Origin of the sequence: Bartonella vinsonii subsp. vinsonii, from assembly GCF_902825235.1 — a bacterium.
GTDB lineage: Bacteria > Pseudomonadota > Alphaproteobacteria > Rhizobiales > Rhizobiaceae > Bartonella > Bartonella vinsonii.
The window spans coordinates 1-2,852 of sequence record NZ_CADEAJ010000026.1; the positions used below are offsets into that span (position 1 = coordinate 1).

Annotated in this window: 1 protein-coding gene; it reads right to left on the reverse strand. The window is 38.6% G+C overall.

Features of this window, described 5'->3' with window-relative positions; genetic code table 11:
- A partial coding sequence (locus tag J7R12_RS08465) for a restriction endonuclease (protein ID WP_208439055.1) occupies positions 1 to 2,709 on the reverse strand: 2,709 nt, incomplete at its 3' end.
- Positions 2,710 to 2,852: the final 143 nt, after the last annotated feature.

Here is a 2,852-nt window from a genome sequence, read left to right on the forward strand (position 1 = left end):
ATCATCAACGGAATGAATAATAAAATCCACAACCTCAACAGGGGTATAAACAATGCCAAGCCTATCTGTTGTCTTTTTAAATGCCTTGGTAAAAAAACTTTCATAAAGCTTGATAATAAGGTTCTGTTTTGCATGGGGTTCGGTAATCCCTGCTGTACAGAACGTGATACTTTTGTAAAATTTATCAAGATCTTTCAACTCTTCTTCGATATTCGTTTTATCGAGTTCAATGAGTATTTTGTCCATTGCTTGTGAAATGGTATTGTTTTGGACAAATTCATTGCCATCAAACAAAGCTTCAAACACAGGGCGCGTCACAAGATGTTGAGCAAGCATCTCAACAGCTTCATCTTGTTTGATATCACTGTTTATGTTGCTCTTTAATTCGAGATAAAAGCTCTTAAAGGCATGATAGGCTTCACTTGTTTCATCAGAGAGCATGTTTTGAAGACGAACGATATGGTTTTGAGCAATCTCAGCAACATTGTTCGCCCAAATGCCCCAATAATCCGTGATTTTAAAACTATCCAGAAAAATGGCTTTGACAAAATCAAAAAAATTAGAATGGCGGAATAAGTCTTGTTGCTCTTTATACCACGTTTGAGATTTGCTTTCTGCTGTTCCTATGGTACGTCCAGAACTTTCTGCTTTTGCCTGTATCGAGATCTCATCAACAGTTGTGGTGAGCTCTTGTAATTCATTGGCACGCTTAATCTCTATAATCTCAATCGTATGACTGCTATCTTGTCCTAAAGACATTTGATTAATCGTCCTAGCAAACCTTTCATCATGGGAATGTAAAGCATGCAAAACTTGCCAAACAACACGATATCTCTTATTGTTTCGTAAAGCTTTTTTAGCTTCTAAGTGTGAGGGAATGATAATCGGTAAAATGATATAGCCTGTTTTCTTATTTGGAGCACGACGCATCACACGCCCCACCGCCTGTATCACATCCACTTGGCTATTGCGCGGGTGTAAAAACATGATCGCATCAAGAGCAGGAACATCAATTCCTTCTGAAAGACACCGAACATTGCTTAAAATCCGACAAACATTTTTACCAGTGTCTTCTTTAAGCCAATCCAGTTCTTCATTGCGTTTTTTGACACTTTGCTTTCCGTCAATATGTCTTACTTCACAGTTCAGAAAGGGAACTGTTTGAAGGAAATCATTGATATGAGATTTGATAATTTTATTGAAGAGCTTTGTAATATATTGAGAGGTATTGATATCTTTGCAAAAAGCCAAAGCACTATGCATGGGTTCTGTATCATTCTCATCAACAGTAGCTTCCTTATCTATTTTGGTCAGGGCTCTATAACAGCCAATAATTTTTGCAGCATCATCTAAATCAATTTCACGGTTTTCATTGGCAATAATATCCTGTATGGCTGGTGTAATATAGGTTTCATCAATGCCTAAGACCACAATTTTGTAAGGGGTTAAAAGTTCATTATCGACAGCTTCCGAAAAGGTATAATGATGCAGTTGTTTGCCATAAAGCGTTTCATCATCCATAGAAGCTAGAACGGCATTAATCTCATCCGCACGCCTTTTGGCAGTGTCACTAAAAATGCGCGGCGTTGCCGTCATGTACAGACGTTTTTTGCCCCGAATAATGCTGTTATCGTGAACCTTGATAAATTCGGATTCATTGTCGTCACTTCCTAATGATGTCCCAGTGGTTCTATGAGCTTCATCACAGATGATCAGATCAAACTCTGGTAAATCATGATCTTTTTGTGCATCCGAAATCACTTGGATGGAATGATAAGTCGAAAACACCACAGTCATTGCATCTGCTAGGTTCTCACAAGCTTCTTTGGCAAGTGCTTGTGCATCCGTTGTTGCTGGTAGCACAAGATCTGATGTTTCCATACCAACAATATCATCTTGGCTTTTACGACGCTTGCCTACTTTCGTATCCGAACAAACAGCAAAGGAGCGTAATGGGATTTGTGCATCCGCTGTCCATTCACGTATTGTTTGTGATACCAAGGCAAGAGAAGGCACCAAAAACAAAACACGCTTGCCTTTTCCGGCTAGTTGTTCTGCTATCTTAAGACTGGTAAAGGTTTTGCCCGTTCCACACGCCATGATCAGCTTGCCACGGTCTGCTTCTTGTAAACCCTCACAGACTTTCTTGATTGCTTCTTCTTGATGGGGGCGTGGTTCTTTTGTCGATTTAAGAACGACTTCTTTTTTTGTTGCAAAGATTTGCCAGTCTATACGACTGTTTTCCATATGACGAAGGTCAATGCGATAAACGGGTATCGCTTGTCCTTTAATCATGGCATTCACATTGTCACTTAAGTCTACTTCCGTGCTATCAACCAGAAGACGATATTTAAAGATGTCTTTTCCAGATGCGGCGATAAAGCTATCAATATCCTTTTTACTGATCTGATGGTCTGCTTCATAAAACTTACATTGAATGGCAACATACCCATCTTGATTACGAAGTTTCGCAACCAAATCAATGCCGATATCATTTTTATTCCAACCCTCACGCTCTTTAGCCCATTCATAATAGGTTTGAACCTTTTCATATCGTCCATAATGAAGAGGGTCATACATAAGATATTTCGTCACAAAACTTTCAAAGATTTTTCCTTTTAGTGCATTTGATTTTGCCTGTTGACGATAAGACTGTAAAAGAGCGCGTAAAGAAGATTGTTTGTTATCAGACTTGAGGGATTGAAGCATTATAGAGAAACTCCATAGTCTTATGACATTAATCAATTGACTTCGAAAGAATCGAAATGGAGTTTATTAAATACATTTAGAACAAATATCGAGTCTGAAATGGGCGAAAACCGCCCAAAAAGCTACAAAATGCGTCAAAAAAA